A 15,553-nucleotide genomic window follows, 5' to 3' on the forward strand; every position below is an offset into this window, starting at 1 on the left:
CCCGCACCCCGCTCTACCCGTCGCTGGACTCGGATATGTCGGTGTCGGTCGAGTCTCGTATGTGCAAGGCACGGTCGACGGCTTCGACAATCTGCTGGTAGCCGGTGCATCGGCAGATGTTGCCGGAGATCGCCTCGCGGATTTCCGCCGCGTTCATCTCGATTCCGCTGTCGTAGAGCGGTTTGAGTGACATCAGGAACCCCGAGGTGCAGAATCCGCACTGGAGTCCGTGGCATGCCGAAAACGACTCCTGTAGGGGATGCATGTGTTCGGAGTCATCGGCAAGTCCCTCGACCGTGTCGACGATCTCGCCGTCGGTCTGCACGGCGAGAGTCAGGCAGGCGCGAACCGGCTCACCGGAGAGCAGGACGGTACACGAACCGCACACGCCGTGCTCGCACCCCACCCGCGTACCGCGGAGCCCGAGTTGGTGACGCAGGAAATCGGACAACAGAAGCCTCGCGTCGACTTCTCGGGTGTGCGTCTCACCATTGACTTCGACAGTGACGCGGTGTGTGCTCACGAGTTACTCCTTGCACGTCGCGCAGCCTCGGTGACGGTGCGCGAAACCATGGTTGCGATGACTTGCCGGCGGTAGTTGGAGTCGCCGTGCAGGTTGGGCATCGGGGTCAACCCCGTGATTGCCGCAAGTGCCGTTTCGGCGATGATCGGGTCTTCGACTGGTTCGCCCGTGACGAGGGCCTCCGCCTCGTGGCATCTGAGAGCGGTGGGGCCGCCACCGAGGACCGTGATCCGAGCGCGGGTGCATACGCCCCCCTCGTCGAGGGTCAGGACCGCGGCAGCGCCGCCGATGGCGTAGTCACCGTGGCGGCGAGCGAATTCCGCGAACGCCGTACCCGTGCCCGCGGGCAGTCGTGGCACGCGAATCTCTGTGATCATCTCGTCGGGTGCGAGTGAGCTGACGAAATGTCCGACGACGAGATCTTGGATCGCCAGGGTCCGCTCGCCGCGAAGTGATCGCACGAGTACTTCGGCGTCGAGGGCCATGAGCGCAACAGGGAGTTCCGCCGAGGCGTCGGAGTGAGCGAGTGAACCGCCCGTGGTCCCGCGGGTACGGATCTGCGGGTGCGCGATCCAGCCGGCGGCCTCGCGCAGGAGAGGCAACTGCTCGGCAATGGTGGGGGAGGTTTCGAGCTTGTGGTGGCGTACCAGCGCTCCGAGCGTGATCTGGTCATTTCCGACGGTGATGTCGGCCAACCGGGGGATACGGTTGATGTCGATGAGGACGGACGGGCGTGCGAGCCGGTAGTTCATCAGTGGCATCAAGCTTTGCCCGCCGGCGAGCAGCTTGGCGTCGTCGCCGCCGTTACGCAGTCGGGTCAAGGCATCGTCGATGCTCGCGGCGACTTCGTAGTCGAATGGAGGGGGCTTCATCGTGAACAGGACCCGACGTGAAGAGGAATCATTGATTCACTATCTCTCCCCGGGGAGCCTCGGCGCTGCGCAGCGATCGACAATTGGGGTGGCGGAGATTGTCAGACTCACACAACTTCCGCTTCAGGGACTCCGAGGAAGGTCGGTGAGCGCGTTCGCGGCGGTGATGGCGCGGAGGGCAGCATGCAGGCGCAGTGCGACCACCAGTTCGTCACGTTTGCCCAGAACGCTGATTCCCAGTTGCTCCTCCACCGAACGCAGACGATAGGACACGGTGCGTTCGTGGACGGCCAGTTCGCTCGCTGCGCGCACCGCATTGCACCCTGCCGCGAAGTAGGCGCGAAGCGTCTCGAACAGCACATCCGTGCGAGGGTCGGCCGGATCGAGCGCTCCGAGCTGCTGGGTGACGAAGTCGCGGGCCGCCTGGATGTCTTTCATGAACAACGATTCCAAGGCGATATCGGCGTACCAGGTCACCGGGGTGTTCGACCAGCGGCCGACCCGGTAGGCGCGCCAGGCCTGCTGGTGACTGGTACGGAATCCCGCGATCCCACTCCCGGGGTTACCGAACGCGTAGAACGCCCCTTCCTGCCGATCGAGCTCGACTTTGAGGCGATGCACGTCCTCGTCGGGGTTGCGTAGTGAGTACCACACCAGCACGGTGCCCGATGTGCCCGCCAAATTCACCCTCTTGGCAGAACCGAGCAATGCCGCAACCTGATCGACCAAGTGGTCACGGCGGTCTCCCCACACGACCGCGGCGAGATGGTTTTCGGCGAAGGGATAATCGAGTGGCGGAGGATTATCTGTTCGTCCCGCGATCAGTTCGCGCAGGCTCGTCCGTAGTTGACGGTCCCGGGAATGGAAGAAGAACGAGTATTGCGAGTCTTGGTATGCCCGGATCACCGCTTCCAGGACAGCGTCGTTCCAGTCGAACTGGAAGCGGGAGATCTGTTGCTGAATCGCTAGTTGAGTCTGAGGATCGTCGATGAGGTCGGTTGTCTCGGAGAGCAAGACATCCAGCATCGCCGCTTGCGCGACCCGATACGTCCGAATGAGCAAGTTCAGGTCGATACCGGCTTGTGCGACAGCACGCGCCTCCGCCGTCGCTTCGTCCAACGGAGCGCTACTCGGCTCCGCCGCGCCCTCGAGTCCATCGATGATCGATCGAAGTGCGGCCGCGATTCGCTCCGTCTCGCTGACCGCAAGCGCCGGGTCGACATCCGCAGTGAACTCCGGGACATCGGATCGCAGACGCCGGCGAACCAGATCCGTCAGCTCCCCGATCCGGCTCCGCAGCGAGTGAGTTACCCCCTCGAGTGCCATCCTGTCGACCACGAACAAAACTGTAGATGACCGAGTCGGTGCTGTCTGGCCCGGTAGCATGGCGTGGTGTTCATCGAGCAGGGTCTGCGGCAGCTCACGGATGCCACACGCGAGAGAATCCCCGAAATCTATGAAGAGATTCGTCGCAGGCTGCGTGCGGAGGCACATACGGAAGGCGCCCCGGACAACCCGCAGCTGTCCTCCGCTGAGTCCGATACGATCCTTGCCTCGTTGAACGATGTCCTCACCCACATCTCCGACCCGAACAGCCCCCTCACCAGGGCGTCGAATGAGGCGCTCCGCGAGGTCCGCGTTTCAGTCCAGGCGGGAGTGGGATTGCACGATCTGCTCCATGCGTCCCGAATCGGTCAGTCGGTGACGTGGTCGTTTCTCCTGGACGAGGCATATCGGAGTATTCCGGATACGCAGGAGCGAGCGGCCGTGCTCAGGCATGCCAGCGCGCGTCAGTTCGCATGGAACGACGCGGTCTCCTCGGCGATCGTCGAGGCGTTTCAGCAGCAGAGCGCCGCATATGCGCTTCAGAGCCACGAGCGCCGGAAGATGGCGACCCTGAACTCGCTTCTTGCCGGACTCCCTGTCGATACAGCGGTTCTCGACTACTCCCTGCGCGGTCAGCACTTGGCGGCGATAGTGTCGGGAACGAGCCCGGAATCGGTCGCGCGCACCATCGGTCAGCACATGAAGATGTCGTTGAGACCGCTTGTTGCGTCGACGCCGAACGGGATGGGCTTTCTGTGGATTCCGTGGCCCCGCAGATCCGGGCCGCCCAAGGACGAACTGGGGGACATGTCCGTTGCCGAAGGTGCTCACGTCGCCTTCGGAACCGTCAACGAGGGACTGGAGGGTTTCCGGGTCAGCCACCGCCAAGCCAATGAGGCTCACAATGTCGGGAAGGCCCTCGAGCTCTCCATAACCTGGTATGAGGACACCTCGCTCGAGGCTCTGGCGTTGCATGACACTGCCGCGGCCCGTGCTTTCGTTCACGAAGAACTCGAGCCCCTCGGCGACATCGACGACCCGAGCAACGTTCTGATCGAAACGTTGCGGGTGTACTTCACAAACGGCGAGAACGCGGTGCTCACCGCGCAGAAGCTGGATGTGCATCCGCGCACGGTTGCCTACCGGCTGAGGTCGGCCGAGTCGAAACTGGGCGCCGAGCGCCTCCGGCGCGGCGAGTTCGCCGTGGCACTTCGGCTCGGCCGACTCGTCTCGGCCCTGCCGCGTGAGGACGTCGGTCCGGAGACCAACCCCGGACTCCCCACGCCGGCGCTGTGACAGGCCTCGGGGCCGACCATCCAGTGGACAGCCGGCCCCGTGCTACCGCATCGTCAGTCCACCAAGAACCACACCTCTTTGAAGGTGCTGTGGAATGTCCAGTGCGAGGTGTGTCCCTTGGGGAGGAACGCCAGATCACCGGTGCGGATCAGGACTGGCTCGGTGTCCTCGAGCGCAATGCTGACCGACCCTTCCAGGACGTAGATGATCTCGTTCGAGGTCAGTTCGTACGACGTTTGTGACGGCTCGCAGGAGAAGACGCCCGTCCCGAATGCGCCCCGGGATTCGCCTTCGTTCAGAGTGAAGCCGTGGCCGTCCGGGTCACCCTGATGGATAGTGACTCCCTCCGGCTGCCATTTCTCCAACGGAGCGGAAGCCGCTGAGACAACCTTGATCTCACCCATCTGTGTGCTCCTTTGCCGGCGAATCGTCAGTAGTGACCAGATGATCGGCAAGCCAGTCGGCCATCTGGAACCGGGGGCGCGGACCGAGATTGTGACAGCAGTGGTCACCTTCGTCCTCGACCACGATCGTCAGCGGGGCGTTGACGGCGTGCTCACGCAGGGTCTCGAGGAAGCTCGAAGGAATCTCGTCGAGCATCCCGTGAAGTATGTAGGTCGGACAGGTCAACCGGTCGAGGACGTCCCGAGTCTCCAAGGCCTGGTGAACATGCACCTGGGCCTCGTCCAGGGTCTTTACCTTGCTGACGTAGCGCCAACTCTCCATCGTCATGGGTGTCTCGGTGTCCCACGAATCCATGTCCGCGAAACCGCCCCAGCACACGCATGCGGCGACACGCTGATCACATGCCGCGGACTTGAGAGCGTAGTTTCCGCCCAAACTGCGCCCAAGGACACCGACCGCGTCGGATCGCAGGTCGTCCCGCGAGACGAGATAGTCGATGACTGTGGAGGTGTAGCGTTCGAAATCGCCGGAAAGCTCTCGGTGGACGAACATTTCCCCTTGCCCGGGCCCATCGAACGTTGCGGTTGCCATTCCGCGTGCGAGCAGGAGGTCTTCCATCAGGCGGCTCTCCTCCTTTGTGCTCTCGAGGCCGCCCAACAACACCACCACCGGGTGCGGACCGGCGCCTTCCGGCACGCGGAGAAACACCGGCATCGGCGTCCCGTCCACCGACAACTCGACCAGCTCGGCTGCCGGCGTCAGGTACGGTGCCGCTTTCCTGTAGAGCTCGACCTTCCGCCGTTGACCATGTGCGCGCTTGTCGTCGAACCATAAGAATTGCGCATACTGCACGCAGATGGCAGCGAGGTAGTAGTGCTCGCCCGCAGAGAGGGTGTGCGCGGCGCGTACGCACTCCTCTCCGAGGCTCTCGTAGTCGTCCGCCCGCGACATCCAATATTCGAACCAACCCTGGTCCGATGGCCGATCGCGAGCACCGACGATGTCGGCATAGGGAACACCATCCAGGATCAAACGGCCCCAGTTCAGCATCTCGTGTTCCGGCGTAAGTACCGGAGGCTGCGAGGACAAAATTTCCTCCTCATAATCAAATTTCGTCGATTCGCGCATCAGCGCTCGATCAGTAATTGTCGGCGTCCGTCGGCCACAAGTCGTGTGCATGAGAGACCGATCAGAGACACAGATTTGTCCATTTCGGTAGATCGAAACACCCCAACCCCTGCGCGATACTGAAGCTCACGCGCGACCAAGGAAGAGTGATGACGAACTTAACTGAGCCCGCGGTGTCAACTCGCAACAAGAGCTGGATCGGTGAATCCATCCGGCGCCGCGAGGACGAGCGCCTGCTCACCGGCAAGGCGTTGTTCGCGGCTGACATCGATCTCCCACGCCAGCTGCATCTACGTATCGTGCGGTCGACCTACGCCCATGCACGCGTCCTCGCTGTCGACGTGGCGGACGCGAAGCGGCATCCTGGAGTGCGGCTCGTGCTCACTGGCGACGATCTTGCACATCTCGGCACGATCCCACTGCAAGACCTGGGCTACCACGAGGACTATCCCCAAATCGAGACCTTCACCCAGCCTCCACTGGCAACAGATCGAGTGTTGTACGTGGGCCAGCCGGTAGCCGCCGTGTTAGCGGACGATCCATACGTTGCCGAAGATGCTGCCGAACTCGTCACCGTTGACTACGAAGTGCTCCCCGCGGTGCTCGATCCGGTGGACGCCCTCGATACCGACGTCGAACTCTTCCCGGGGGTCGGCAACGAGGGTGTTCGGATCGAAAAGGGATATGGCGACGTCGACGCCGCCTTCCAGAACGCGGCACACATCGTCTCTCACGAGTACCGCACTGGCAGGCACTCCGGGGTGCCGATGGAAACCCGTAACTGTGTAGTACAGCCAGACCCTGGCCGCGACGTGCTCTTCGTGTCGGGGATCGTCCATGTGCACGACTCCCAAAAGGTTCTCGCCCGGATTCTCGGTATGCCCGACACCAGCGTGCGGATGCGACACAGCGAGATCGGCGGAAACTTCGGAGTCAAAGGTGACATTTTCCCGGAGTATGTCGTAGCGGCCTGGGCGGCGCGGCACCTCGGCAGACCTGTGAAATGGGTCGAGGACCGATCCGAGCACATGGTTGCGACCTCTCACGCACGCGAACAAGTCCACCGCCTCGAGGCCGCACTCGATGCGGACGGCCGCATCCTGGGACTGCGGGATGAGATCTTCCACAATCACGGTGCATATTTTCGCCAAGCGGAACCGCTGGTCAGCGATATCACCTCGGTCATCGTCGTCGGACCATATCGAATCCCCTCGTACTCGGTGACCCTGCACGCAGTGCTGACGAACAAGACACCGGTCGCGGCGTATCGCGGCCCTGGACGGTATGAATCGACGTTCGCGCGTGAACGCCTACTCGATCTCGCGTCGCAGAGGGTGGGAATCAGCACCATCGAGATCCGTCGTCGCAACCTCCTCACCGCGTCCGACTTGCCGTGGAATCCTGGCATCGAGATGGTGCACGAGCCGTATCACTTCGTCTCCGGCGACCCCGCCGAACACTTGGAAAAAGCCCTCACCCATATTGGTTGGGACACCTGGGTGACCGAGACCGAGCAGCTACGCCGTGAAGGGAAGAGCGTCGGCATCGGCGTCGGAGTCCTGATGGACAAGGCCGGCCTGGGACTGTACGAAACCGGTGCCGTGGAAGTCAGCGCAGTGGGACGCGTTCGCGTCCTGACCGGCGCGTCGTCGGTGGGTCAGGGTATCGAAACTGTGCTCTCACAAATCGCCGCCGAACACCTGCAGATCAATCCGGAACGAATTGACGTCGTACACAGCGACACCGACCTCGTACCGGACGGCGTCGGGTCGTGGTCGAGCCGGTCGACTGTGCTCGCCGGCGGGGCAGTACGTGAAGCCGCCCTCGCCGTCGTCGCGAAAGCCAAACGCCTCGCGAGCACGATGCTGGACGTCCCCGAAGAACGGCTCCGACTCGTCGATGGTGCCATCGCCGATTCGGAGTCCGAAGCATCGATCAGTCTCTACGAGATCGCGGGCCGCCGAGACCCGTACACGGCGCGTCTCGAGGATGACGAACCCGGCCTTGCCGCTCACGCGGTCTATCGCAACAACGAGATGAACTATCCGTACGGGGTCACCATCGTCCAGATCGAGGTCGATCCGGCGACCGGCGGACATACTTTCCGGCGGTTCTTCACCACCACCGAGGCCGGTCGAATGATCAACCCGATGACGACGCGCGGGCAGATCATCGGCGCCGCCGTCCAAGGCATTGGTGGAGCGCTGTACGAGGAGTTCGCGTACGAGGAAGACGGAACGCCCATCGCGACCTCGTTCATGGACTATCTCCTGCCTGCCGCTCAGGAGATGCCGGAGGTCGACATCTTCGTCACCGAGGACGCGCCTTCACCCGATAACCCTCTGAAAGCCAAAGGATTGGGAGAGGTCGGCATCATCGCGGTCGGCGCTGCAGTTGCGGCAGCACTCGATGACGCAATCGGCGACGGACTCCACACTGATCGGATCCCGGTGACCCCGCAGCGGATCTTCGAACGCTGTCGGTCGAGGAACAAATCTGCCGACTGAATTGTGTGTCAACACAATAGGAACCACCACGGCGAACCACGAGACTTGGAGCACACCCCGCAGATGGCAGCCGTGAAAGCGCAGCCTCGCCGGGACCGCTCAACGAAAGGACACCCATGTCGCAGGTTCGTCACGTGTTTCTCTGGCGCGTCGCCGAGGGAAGCTCCCAGCAGGAGATCGTCAAGATCCTCGACACCCTTCCCGAACGGCTCTCGTTCATCGAGTACTGGAGTGTCGGTAGCCATCAGGGTGACCCGGGCGAGAACGGAGCGCCGTGGGACGGTGCCCTGATCACCGACTTCGCCACCTGGGAAGACCTGGAGAAGTACTCCACCGATCCCTACCACCTCGACGTGGTGGCCACACTGATGCCGATGTTCTCGGAGCGTGCGGTCGTCGACTTCGAAATCGAGGGCAAGTAGATGAGCCAGGACATCGACACCAAACCCTCCCCCCGGGCGGGAATTACGGTCGGCACCAGCCCGTGGGGGCCGGACGACCAGCTGGGTGCGCTGAACTACCTCAAAGAGGACGTGCGGGTGGACATGCTCGCGCGGGCGGACGCCTCCACCCTTTACGACCTTAGCGTTGACTACTTTGTCGGAATGCCGAGCTTCCAGGGCGCCGGTGACCCCGGATACCAGATCTTCCTCAGCCACACCCCGCAGGGAACCCTGGTCGACAACCTCAACGGCGCCGGCGACACGGTCAACCGCCACGTCTGCTACTCGGGTGACGTGGTCTTCATGTACACCCACACCGGCACGCACATCGATGCCCTGAATCATTTCGGTGTCGATGGCGAGATATACAACAATTTCGGTGTCGAGGAGAACCTGGGTAGCCGGTCCTGGACCAAGGGAGGTGCTGAGCAGATTCCGCCGATCATCACCCGCGGAGTCCTCATCGACGTAGCGAAACTGCATGGTGTCGAATGCCTCCCGGATTCGTATCCCATCACCGTCGACGATCTGCAGCGGGCGCTCGACGCGGCTGGCCTCCAGCTGAACGAGGGTGACGTGCCGTTCGTCCGCACCGGACGTATGCGCTACTGGCCGGACGGATCGAAAACGCTGGGGAATCCCCCCGGACTCAGCCTCGACGCGGCACGGTGGCTGACCGATCAGAAGATCGCGGCCGTCGGTTCCGACCAGGAATGCGTCGAGGTCGGTCCCTCCGAGCACGAGGACAATTGGTTGCCCGGACACTGCCACTTCCTGGCCGAAACCGGTGTGCCCATGATCGAGTTGCTCAACCTCGAGGAACTGTCCGCAGACGGGGTCGACGAATTCTGTCTGATGGCGGCGCCGATCCGATTGCGTGGAGCGAGCGGCGCCCCGATGCGCCCCATCGCCATGGCCTTGCGAAACTGAGGAGTCGAGGTGGAGATCTCGCGTATTGCCGTCGTCGGCGGCTCGATCGGCGGATTGACAACCGCTCTGCTGTTGCGGGATGCGGGCTTCGAGGTCGACGTCTACGAACGCTCGACGAAGCCGTTGTCCGGATTCGGAACGGGCATCGTTGTTCAACCCGAACTGGTCAAGTATCTCGTCGAGCGGACCGACACCGAACTCGACGCCATCAGCGTCCCGTCCTCCAAGATGCGTTACGCCGACGCCCATACCGGTGTCGAGCTCGGGACCATCGACGCCGCATGGCGATTCACCAGCTACGACGGGATCTACCGCCGACTCCATGAAGTCTTCGGGAACGAGCGATACCACCTGGGCAAGACCGTGGTGGGTATCGGTCAATCCGCCGACCACGTGGAACTGCGTTTCGCAGACGGTACCGATGCCGGCGCAGACTTCGTCGTTGCCGCTGACGGTGGAAGTTCGGTCATTCGGCAGCGACTCATTGGACGAAAATCCGACTACGCCGGGTACGTGACATGGCGCGGCCTCGTCTCACCCGGGGCGTTCGACCAGTCGACCTGGGGCTACTTCGACGATGCGTTCACCTACGGGCTGTTGTCGGACGGGCACCTGATCGCCTACCCGATTCCTCCCCGCGATGGCGACGAGGGGAGGCGCCTGAACTTCCAGTGGTACTGGAATGTGCCCGACGGAGCGCAACTCGACGAACTCATGACGGACTGCAACGGCATCCGCCTCCCGACCTCCGTGCATGCGCACCAGCTGTGTGTGCGGCAGCGCAAGACTCTCGACACCCGCGCCGACGAGCTGGCACCGCCGTTTGCCGAGCTTGTCCATGCGGCGGAGAACGCGTTCGTGACGATTGTGAGCGACGCGGACGTCGACGCGACCGTGTACGGCAGGATCGCCCTGCTCGGCGACGCCGCCATCACTCCCCGTCCGCACGCCGCAGCAGGTGCCGCCAAGGCAGCCAACGACGCGTGGACCTTGGCGGACGCTCTGTCCTCGAAACCGGGACACCGGGTCGAGTCGCTCGCCGAGTGGGAGCGAACCCAGCTCGCCGTCGGACGCGCATATCTGGCGAAGGTTCGTCAGATGGCTGGACGACTTCAAACCGGTGGCGATTTTCCACCCGGGGAGCCCGCATTCCGGTTCGGGCTCCCGAAAATCGGCGAACCTGTTTCCGCAGGCCAACCATAAGATTGATTCGTTATCCGTACCACTGCGAATAGGTAGTCTGATGCAAATCTCGAATGAATTCATCGTCCCCCTGCCCCCCGACGAAGCGTGGCCGGTTCTTCTCGATCTCGAACGTGTGGCTCCATGCCTCCCGGGCGCAACGATCACCGCCATCGACGGTGACGATTTCGAAGGGAAGGCCAAGATCAAGGTCGGCCCCATCACCGCGGAGTACAAGGGAGCTGCCCGATTCGTCGAACGCGACGAGGCAGGGCACCGCGCTACGCTGCGGGCCACCGGTAAGGACGCACGCGGCCAGGGGAACGTGTCCGCGAACATCGGACTCCGCCTCGTCGCACACGAGGGCGGCTCGCGGGTCCTCGTCGACACAGAGATGGACATCTCCGGGAAGATCGCACAGTTCGGTCGTGGTGTCATCAACGATGCTGCCGCCGCGCTGCTGGGGGTGTTCGCGGAGCGTCTGAACGAACTGATGGTCGGCGGCGAGGCCACCGGCGAAGCCGCCGCGACGACAGGTGGGGCAGCCACCAACGGCGCCGCGCCACGGACAGTCAGTCGCAGTACACCCGCGAACCAGGACGAAGCCCTCGATCTCGTGAAGCTGGCACGCGAATCACGAGGTGGAAGCACACCGGCCGCCGGATTCGTGCAGCCGGCATGGATCCCGGCGATCATCTCCGGCATCGCTGCGATTATCAGCGTGTTCGCGGCCGGCTACGCGGCGGGGAAGAACAAGAGCAAATGATCGGCTCCCGACCCGACCCCGCTCGGGATTCGCTCAACGTTGTCGCGATCCAGCTCGAGTACGACCGATCCGAGCCAAACAGCTCACGCATCCGCCGCGTCGACGGCCTCATCGACGATACGGCGGGCGCAGACCTGGTGGTGCTGCCGGAACTGTGGGCGCACGGCGGGTTCGACTACGACGCCTGGACCGATCGTGCCGAACCGCTCGACGGCACCTTCCTCGATACGATGTCACGCGCCGCGAAACGTAACAGCATCTGGCTCCACGCCGGCTCGATCATCGAGCGGGAGAACGACACTGCCGGTGCGCGGTTGTGGAATACGTCGATAGTCCTCGATCCGGACGGGGAGATCCGCGCGACGTATCGGAAGATTCACCGCTTCGGCTTCAGCGACGGAGAGCCACGACTGCTCACGGCCGGAACCGAATCCGTCAGCATGGGCATCACCACCGCAGCGGGAGCGGAAACAGTCGTGGGGTTGTCGACGTGTTACGACCTTCGTTTTCCCGAGCTCTACCGGGAACTCGTCGGGACCGGTACCGAGGTGCTTGTGATTCCCGCCGCGTGGCCGAGAGCACGAGTCGAACACTGGACGACACTCGGTCGTGCACGTGCGATCGAGAACCAGACGTATGTCGTTCAGTGCAACTTGGCGGGTGTCGACGGCGATGTCACGCTCGGCGGCCGCAGCCAGATCGTGGCCCCCGATGGAACCGTCGTCGCCTCCGCCGGAGATTCCGCGGAAATAATCAGCGCAACAGTGGAATTGGAAAGCTTGCGAGAGTTGCGGCGCACTTTCCCGGTGCTCGCCGACCGGCGGCTGCGATAGCGGAAACATCGCGACCACGGCCGCCGCGGCGCCGGACGCCGTCGAGACAGGAGAAGCGAGAATGCGGGACATCCTCGACGACATCATGCGAGTGTGGCGCACTGGTCAATCCGTTGGTCTGGCGACCGTGATATCGACCTTTCGTTCTGCACCGAGACTTCCCGGTAGTGCGATGCTCACGACGATGCAGGGTCAGGCCGTAGGTTCCGTCTCCGGGGGCTGCATCGATGGCGCAGTCTACGACTATTGCATCGATGCCATAGGGACCCGCCGTTCCGGCGTTGCCGAGTTCGGGGTCAGCGACGACTCGGCCTTCGCCGTCGGCCTGACCTGCGGTGGAACCATCGAAGTCTTCGTCGAGGCCATCTCGCAGGATACCTTCCCGGCATTCTCGGGTCTCTACGACGATGTCTGCGCCGGAGCGCCGGTGGCCGTAGCAACCACGATCAGTCACCCTGCCGCACATGCGGTGGGGAAGAAGCTCGTTGTACGCGGCGATTCGACGGAGGGAGGCCTCGGATCGGATCAGCTCGATCATGCGGTCGCCCGCGACGCCCGCGCCCTCTTGGCATCAGGGCGCAACTCCACGCTCGAGTTCGGTGTCGACGGTTCGTGCGACGCAGACGACGTGCGGATTTTCGTTTCCGTCTTTGCCCCCGCACCACGGATGGTCGTGTTCGGTGCCAATGCGTTTGCGTCCTCGCTGATCGATCAAGCTCGACTACAAAGGTATTCCGTCACTCTCTGCGATGCCCGGCCGCTGTTCGCCACGACAGAACGGTATCCGGCCGCCGCCGAGGTCGTCGTCGACTGGCCGCACCGCTATCTCGACGGCGAGATCCGCGCAGGGCGAATCGACGGTCGCACCGCTCTCTGCGTTCTCACGCACGATCCGAAATTCGACATCCCCCTTCTCCGGCGGGCACTTCGCGACTGTCCCGCCGGATACATCGGAGCGATGGGATCACGCCGAACCCACGAGCAACGGGTTGTGAGTTTGACGGAAACAGGACTGACCGATGATGAGATGGGCAGGCTCGCGAGCCCTATCGGACTCGACCTCGGAGCGAGTACACCGGAGGAAACCGCGGTGTCGATCATGGCCGAGCTCATTCAGATGATGCGTGGTGGCTCTGGAAAGCGACTAGCTCTGACAAGCAACAGAATTCATCCCGCACAGCCGATTCGGATGTGAGATGGATCCCCGAGAAAAATGGAGAACTAGATTCCCTTGGAAACTCGCTGAAGGGCAAATACCAATGCGTCTGAACAGTTTACCGACCTCTGCCAGCCAGGCTTCCCCCTGGCTGTCACACACCCTGGCCGCCGATTCTTCCCTCAGTGCACCGCTGATGTCGGCGACAACCGCTGACGTCTGCATCGTGGGCGGCGGGTACACCGGGCTGTGGACCGCGATCGAACTCAAACACCGCGACCCCTCACTCGACGTCGTACTTCTCGAAGCCCGTGTCTGTGGCAGCGGCGCGAGCGGAACGAACGCGGGTTTCCTCATGAATCTGTGGCCGAAATTCCCGGCACTCGTCGCGCACGTCGGCAGAGCCGAGGCCATCCGAATCGCGCAGGCTACCTCCGACGCGATCGAACACATCGTTGCCTTCTGCTCCGAACATCACATCGACGCGAAGATCAGCCGCATCGGATGGTTATGGACGTCCACAACCGAGGATCAGGACGGCGCGTGGAACGATACGTTGCAAGCAATCGCGGACGCCCAGGGCAACCCGCTGCGACTTGTCGATCCAGATGCGGCAACCGAACTGTCAGGACACGCAGCCCGCGGAGGCGCGCTCGATCCCACGGCTGCGACGCTGCAGCCCGCGGCACTGGCACGAGGATTGAGACGTGTCGCGATAGAAATGGGTGTCCGGGTTTTCGAGAACACGCCAGTAACGGGAATCGGCAGCAGTGGCGAAGTATCCATCGAGACGATCGACGGACAGGTCACCTCCCGATCCGCGGTACTCGCCATCAACGCCTGGGCAAGTGCGATCCCCGAGATCCGTCGGCGGCTAGTGCTCACCGCCAGTGACAACCTGATCACGGCACCACTCGCAGAAGGGCAACTGGCCGCCCTCGGAACCGATGGGGTCGGCACGTCCGACTCGCGACGACTGCTGAACTACTGGCGCACCACGAGCGACGGATCCGCCCTCTTCGGGAAGGGCGGAGTCGGACTGGGCTTCGGCCATCGCGGGGCCAGCTCGCTGTACGGAGCCGCGCCGAGACCGCGTGACCTCGAACGCCAGTTTCGCGCGACTTTCCCCGACCTCGCCGATGTCCCGATTGCCGCTACCTGGCGGGCCCCCGTCGAATACTCGATCAACTCGCTGCCCTTTTTCGTGCCGGTTTCTGGTCAACCACGAGTTTTCGTGGGCGCCGGATACTCGGGAGACGGTGTCGGCCCCGCCTGCTTGGGCGGCAAGATCCTGGCCCAGCTTGGCCCTCGGAGCCGACGACGAGTGGAGCCGATCGGGATTGACCCGGCTCCCGCGCGGGTGGCTTCCTCCCGAACCGATCCGATTCGTCGGCGGACAATTGGTACGCGCCGCCCTGACCCGCGCAGACAACGCCAGGTCTTCGGGTAAGCAGGTCGACCTCGTCACCACAGCCATCACCAAACTGGACCCGACGTCATGGGTGTGAAGGCACTCGAGGTATTTCGGCGCGGTGCGGTCGGAGGCAGTATTCACGGAGTAGGCCGGCCGACTGATTCCTTCGGATCGATAGAAGTCGTGACCGGATCGCTCCACGGTCAGAAGGCTCCGCACACCCCGAACGGAACCCTGATCTCAACCCTCGACGAGGCACGTGCACGGTGGCTCGGGCAACGGATTCCGGCGTCGTCAGGACGGTTCGTTCCGACCCGACTCGAAATCGACTACCGGACAGCGCTACAGCCCGACGAACGCCGCGTGCGAGTGCGCTTCATCGTACTTCGGGCAGGCCGCACCGGTGCCGTCCTGCGCGAGATCGTGCAGAACAGCAACACCCAGCGAGTGATCGCCGAGGCAGTCACCGCGGTGGAGCTTTGGGACACGAGTATGTCCTATCGGCTGAGGTTGAGCGACGAGCAGCTCGCTTTCCTACGCTCGGATTTCGAAGGGATCCAACGTTGATCGAATCCGTCGCGGATGCCAGTCGATCAGAGCTATCGGAATAGGGCAAACGGGAGTCTGTCTTTGTTGCGATCGGTATATCCGGGTCGAGGCGCGGCGGACCAAGATCATGACGCGGCTCACAGAACGTGACCGTCGTCGGTGCGGGACACGACAGCCGAAGAGCGTCGGAGGCACGCACCGAGGTGCGCCCCAACAACGGAAG

The 15,553-nt window shown here is 63.2% G+C and carries 15 protein-coding genes; 10 read left to right on the plus strand and 5 right to left on the minus strand.

Going from position 1 to position 15,553, the window contains the following annotated elements; genetic code table 11:
* Positions 1-13: 13 nt before the first annotated feature.
* The 3 genes from CJ179_RS12925 to CJ179_RS12935 all read right to left on the minus strand — a co-directional run bounded on the left by CJ179_RS12925 (position 14) and on the right by CJ179_RS12935 (position 2,733).
* Complete coding sequence (locus tag CJ179_RS12925; protein ID WP_095861791.1) at positions 14-523, minus strand: (2Fe-2S)-binding protein; 510 nt, start codon at positions 521-523, stop codon at positions 14-16.
* A complete protein-coding gene (locus CJ179_RS12930; RefSeq protein WP_095861792.1) occupies positions 520-1,395 on the minus strand; it encodes a xanthine dehydrogenase family protein subunit M in 876 nt (291 codons plus the stop codon). The genes CJ179_RS12925 and CJ179_RS12930 overlap by 4 nt, the downstream gene beginning before the upstream one ends.
* A 123-nt stretch (positions 1,396-1,518) precedes the next feature.
* Positions 1,519-2,733, minus strand: a complete 1,215-nt coding sequence (locus CJ179_RS12935) for a CdaR family transcriptional regulator (protein ID WP_257015464.1) — start codon at positions 2,731-2,733, stop codon at positions 1,519-1,521.
* 54 nt (positions 2,734-2,787) lie between these two features.
* Between CJ179_RS12935 and CJ179_RS12940 the strand changes: the two genes are divergently transcribed.
* Entirely contained in the window at positions 2,788-4,017 is a 1,230-nt protein-coding gene (locus tag CJ179_RS12940) for a CdaR family transcriptional regulator (protein ID WP_257015465.1), read from the plus strand.
* Positions 4,018-4,070: 53 nt separating this feature from the next.
* Here CJ179_RS12940 and CJ179_RS12945 read toward each other — a convergent pair whose 3' ends face one another.
* The gene (locus CJ179_RS12945; RefSeq protein ID WP_095861795.1) at positions 4,071-4,421 is read right to left on the minus strand and encodes a cupin domain-containing protein; all 351 of its coding nucleotides are present in this window, start codon (positions 4,419-4,421) and stop codon (positions 4,071-4,073) included.
* Complete coding sequence (locus tag CJ179_RS12950) at positions 4,414-5,550, minus strand: S9 family peptidase (protein WP_218834811.1); 1,137 nt, start codon at positions 5,548-5,550, stop codon at positions 4,414-4,416. The genes CJ179_RS12945 and CJ179_RS12950 overlap by 8 nt, the downstream gene beginning before the upstream one ends.
* A gap of 149 nt (positions 5,551-5,699) precedes the next feature.
* Here CJ179_RS12950 and CJ179_RS12955 point away from each other — a divergent pair, with 149 nt between their 5' ends.
* The 9 genes from CJ179_RS12955 (at position 5,700) to CJ179_RS12995 (ending at position 15,348) form a co-directional block, all read left to right on the plus strand.
* On the plus strand, positions 5,700-8,057 hold the full coding sequence (locus tag CJ179_RS12955) for a xanthine dehydrogenase family protein molybdopterin-binding subunit (RefSeq protein WP_257015466.1): 2,358 nt from the start codon (positions 5,700-5,702) through the stop codon (positions 8,055-8,057).
* Between the two features lie 116 nt (positions 8,058-8,173).
* Entirely contained in the window at positions 8,174-8,479 is a 306-nt protein-coding gene (locus CJ179_RS12960; RefSeq protein WP_095861797.1) for a Dabb family protein, read from the plus strand.
* A complete protein-coding gene (locus CJ179_RS12965; RefSeq protein WP_095861798.1) occupies positions 8,480-9,430 on the plus strand; it encodes a cyclase family protein in 951 nt (316 codons plus the stop codon).
* Positions 9,431-9,439: 9 nt separating this feature from the next.
* Positions 9,440-10,633, plus strand: a complete 1,194-nt coding sequence (locus CJ179_RS12970; RefSeq protein WP_095861799.1) for an FAD binding domain-containing protein — start codon at positions 9,440-9,442, stop codon at positions 10,631-10,633.
* A 40-nt stretch (positions 10,634-10,673) separates the two neighbouring features.
* Positions 10,674-11,378: an SRPBCC family protein gene (locus CJ179_RS12975; RefSeq protein WP_095861800.1), complete on the plus strand. Its 705-nt coding sequence runs from the start codon at positions 10,674-10,676 to the stop codon at positions 11,376-11,378.
* Positions 11,375-12,211, plus strand: coding sequence for a carbon-nitrogen family hydrolase (locus tag CJ179_RS12980; RefSeq protein WP_095861801.1), 837 nt, complete (start codon positions 11,375-11,377; stop codon positions 12,209-12,211). The genes CJ179_RS12975 and CJ179_RS12980 overlap by 4 nt, the downstream gene beginning before the upstream one ends.
* A 61-nt stretch (positions 12,212-12,272) precedes the next feature.
* Positions 12,273-13,406, plus strand: a complete 1,134-nt coding sequence (locus tag CJ179_RS12985) for an XdhC/CoxI family protein (RefSeq protein WP_095861802.1) — start codon at positions 12,273-12,275, stop codon at positions 13,404-13,406.
* A 1-nt stretch (position 13,407) separates the two neighbouring features.
* Positions 13,408-14,817: an FAD-binding oxidoreductase gene (locus CJ179_RS12990; protein WP_257015467.1), complete on the plus strand. Its 1,410-nt coding sequence runs from the start codon at positions 13,408-13,410 to the stop codon at positions 14,815-14,817.
* Between the two features lie 147 nt (positions 14,818-14,964).
* A complete protein-coding gene (locus CJ179_RS12995) occupies positions 14,965-15,348 on the plus strand; it encodes a hotdog domain-containing protein (RefSeq protein ID WP_095861803.1) in 384 nt (127 codons plus the stop codon).
* The last annotated feature ends 205 nt before the right edge of the window (positions 15,349-15,553 follow it).

It is taken from the genome of Rhodococcus sp. ACS1, assembly GCF_002300155.1.
In the GTDB taxonomy this organism is placed as follows: Bacteria; Actinomycetota; Actinomycetes; order Mycobacteriales; family Mycobacteriaceae; genus Rhodococcus_F; species Rhodococcus_F koreensis.

What these genes read in the sequence shown, in the direction of transcription:
- CJ179_RS12960 (WP_095861797.1), top strand. Translation starts at nt 8,174, where the DNA reads ATGTCGCAGGTTCGTCACGTGTTTCTCTGGCGCGTCGCCGAGGGAAGC.
- CJ179_RS12975 (WP_095861800.1), top strand. Translation starts at nt 10,674, where the DNA reads ATGCAAATCTCGAATGAATTCATCGTCCCCCTGCCCCCCGACGAAGCG.
- CJ179_RS12945 (WP_095861795.1), bottom strand. Translation starts at nt 4,421, where the DNA reads ATGGGTGAGATCAAGGTTGTCTCAGCGGCTTCCGCTCCGTTGGAGAAA.
- CJ179_RS12990 (WP_257015467.1), top strand. Translation starts at nt 13,408, where the DNA reads ATGGATCCCCGAGAAAAATGGAGAACTAGATTCCCTTGGAAACTCGCT.
- CJ179_RS12950 (WP_218834811.1), bottom strand. Translation starts at nt 5,550, where the DNA reads ATGCGCGAATCGACGAAATTTGATTATGAGGAGGAAATTTTGTCCTCG.
- CJ179_RS12955 (WP_257015466.1), top strand. Translation starts at nt 5,700, where the DNA reads ATGACGAACTTAACTGAGCCCGCGGTGTCAACTCGCAACAAGAGCTGG.
- CJ179_RS12980 (WP_095861801.1), top strand. Translation starts at nt 11,375, where the DNA reads ATGATCGGCTCCCGACCCGACCCCGCTCGGGATTCGCTCAACGTTGTC.
- CJ179_RS12930 (WP_095861792.1), bottom strand. Translation starts at nt 1,395, where the DNA reads ATGAAGCCCCCTCCATTCGACTACGAAGTCGCCGCGAGCATCGACGAT.
- CJ179_RS12965 (WP_095861798.1), top strand. Translation starts at nt 8,480, where the DNA reads ATGAGCCAGGACATCGACACCAAACCCTCCCCCCGGGCGGGAATTACG.
- CJ179_RS12985 (WP_095861802.1), top strand. Translation starts at nt 12,273, where the DNA reads ATGCGGGACATCCTCGACGACATCATGCGAGTGTGGCGCACTGGTCAA.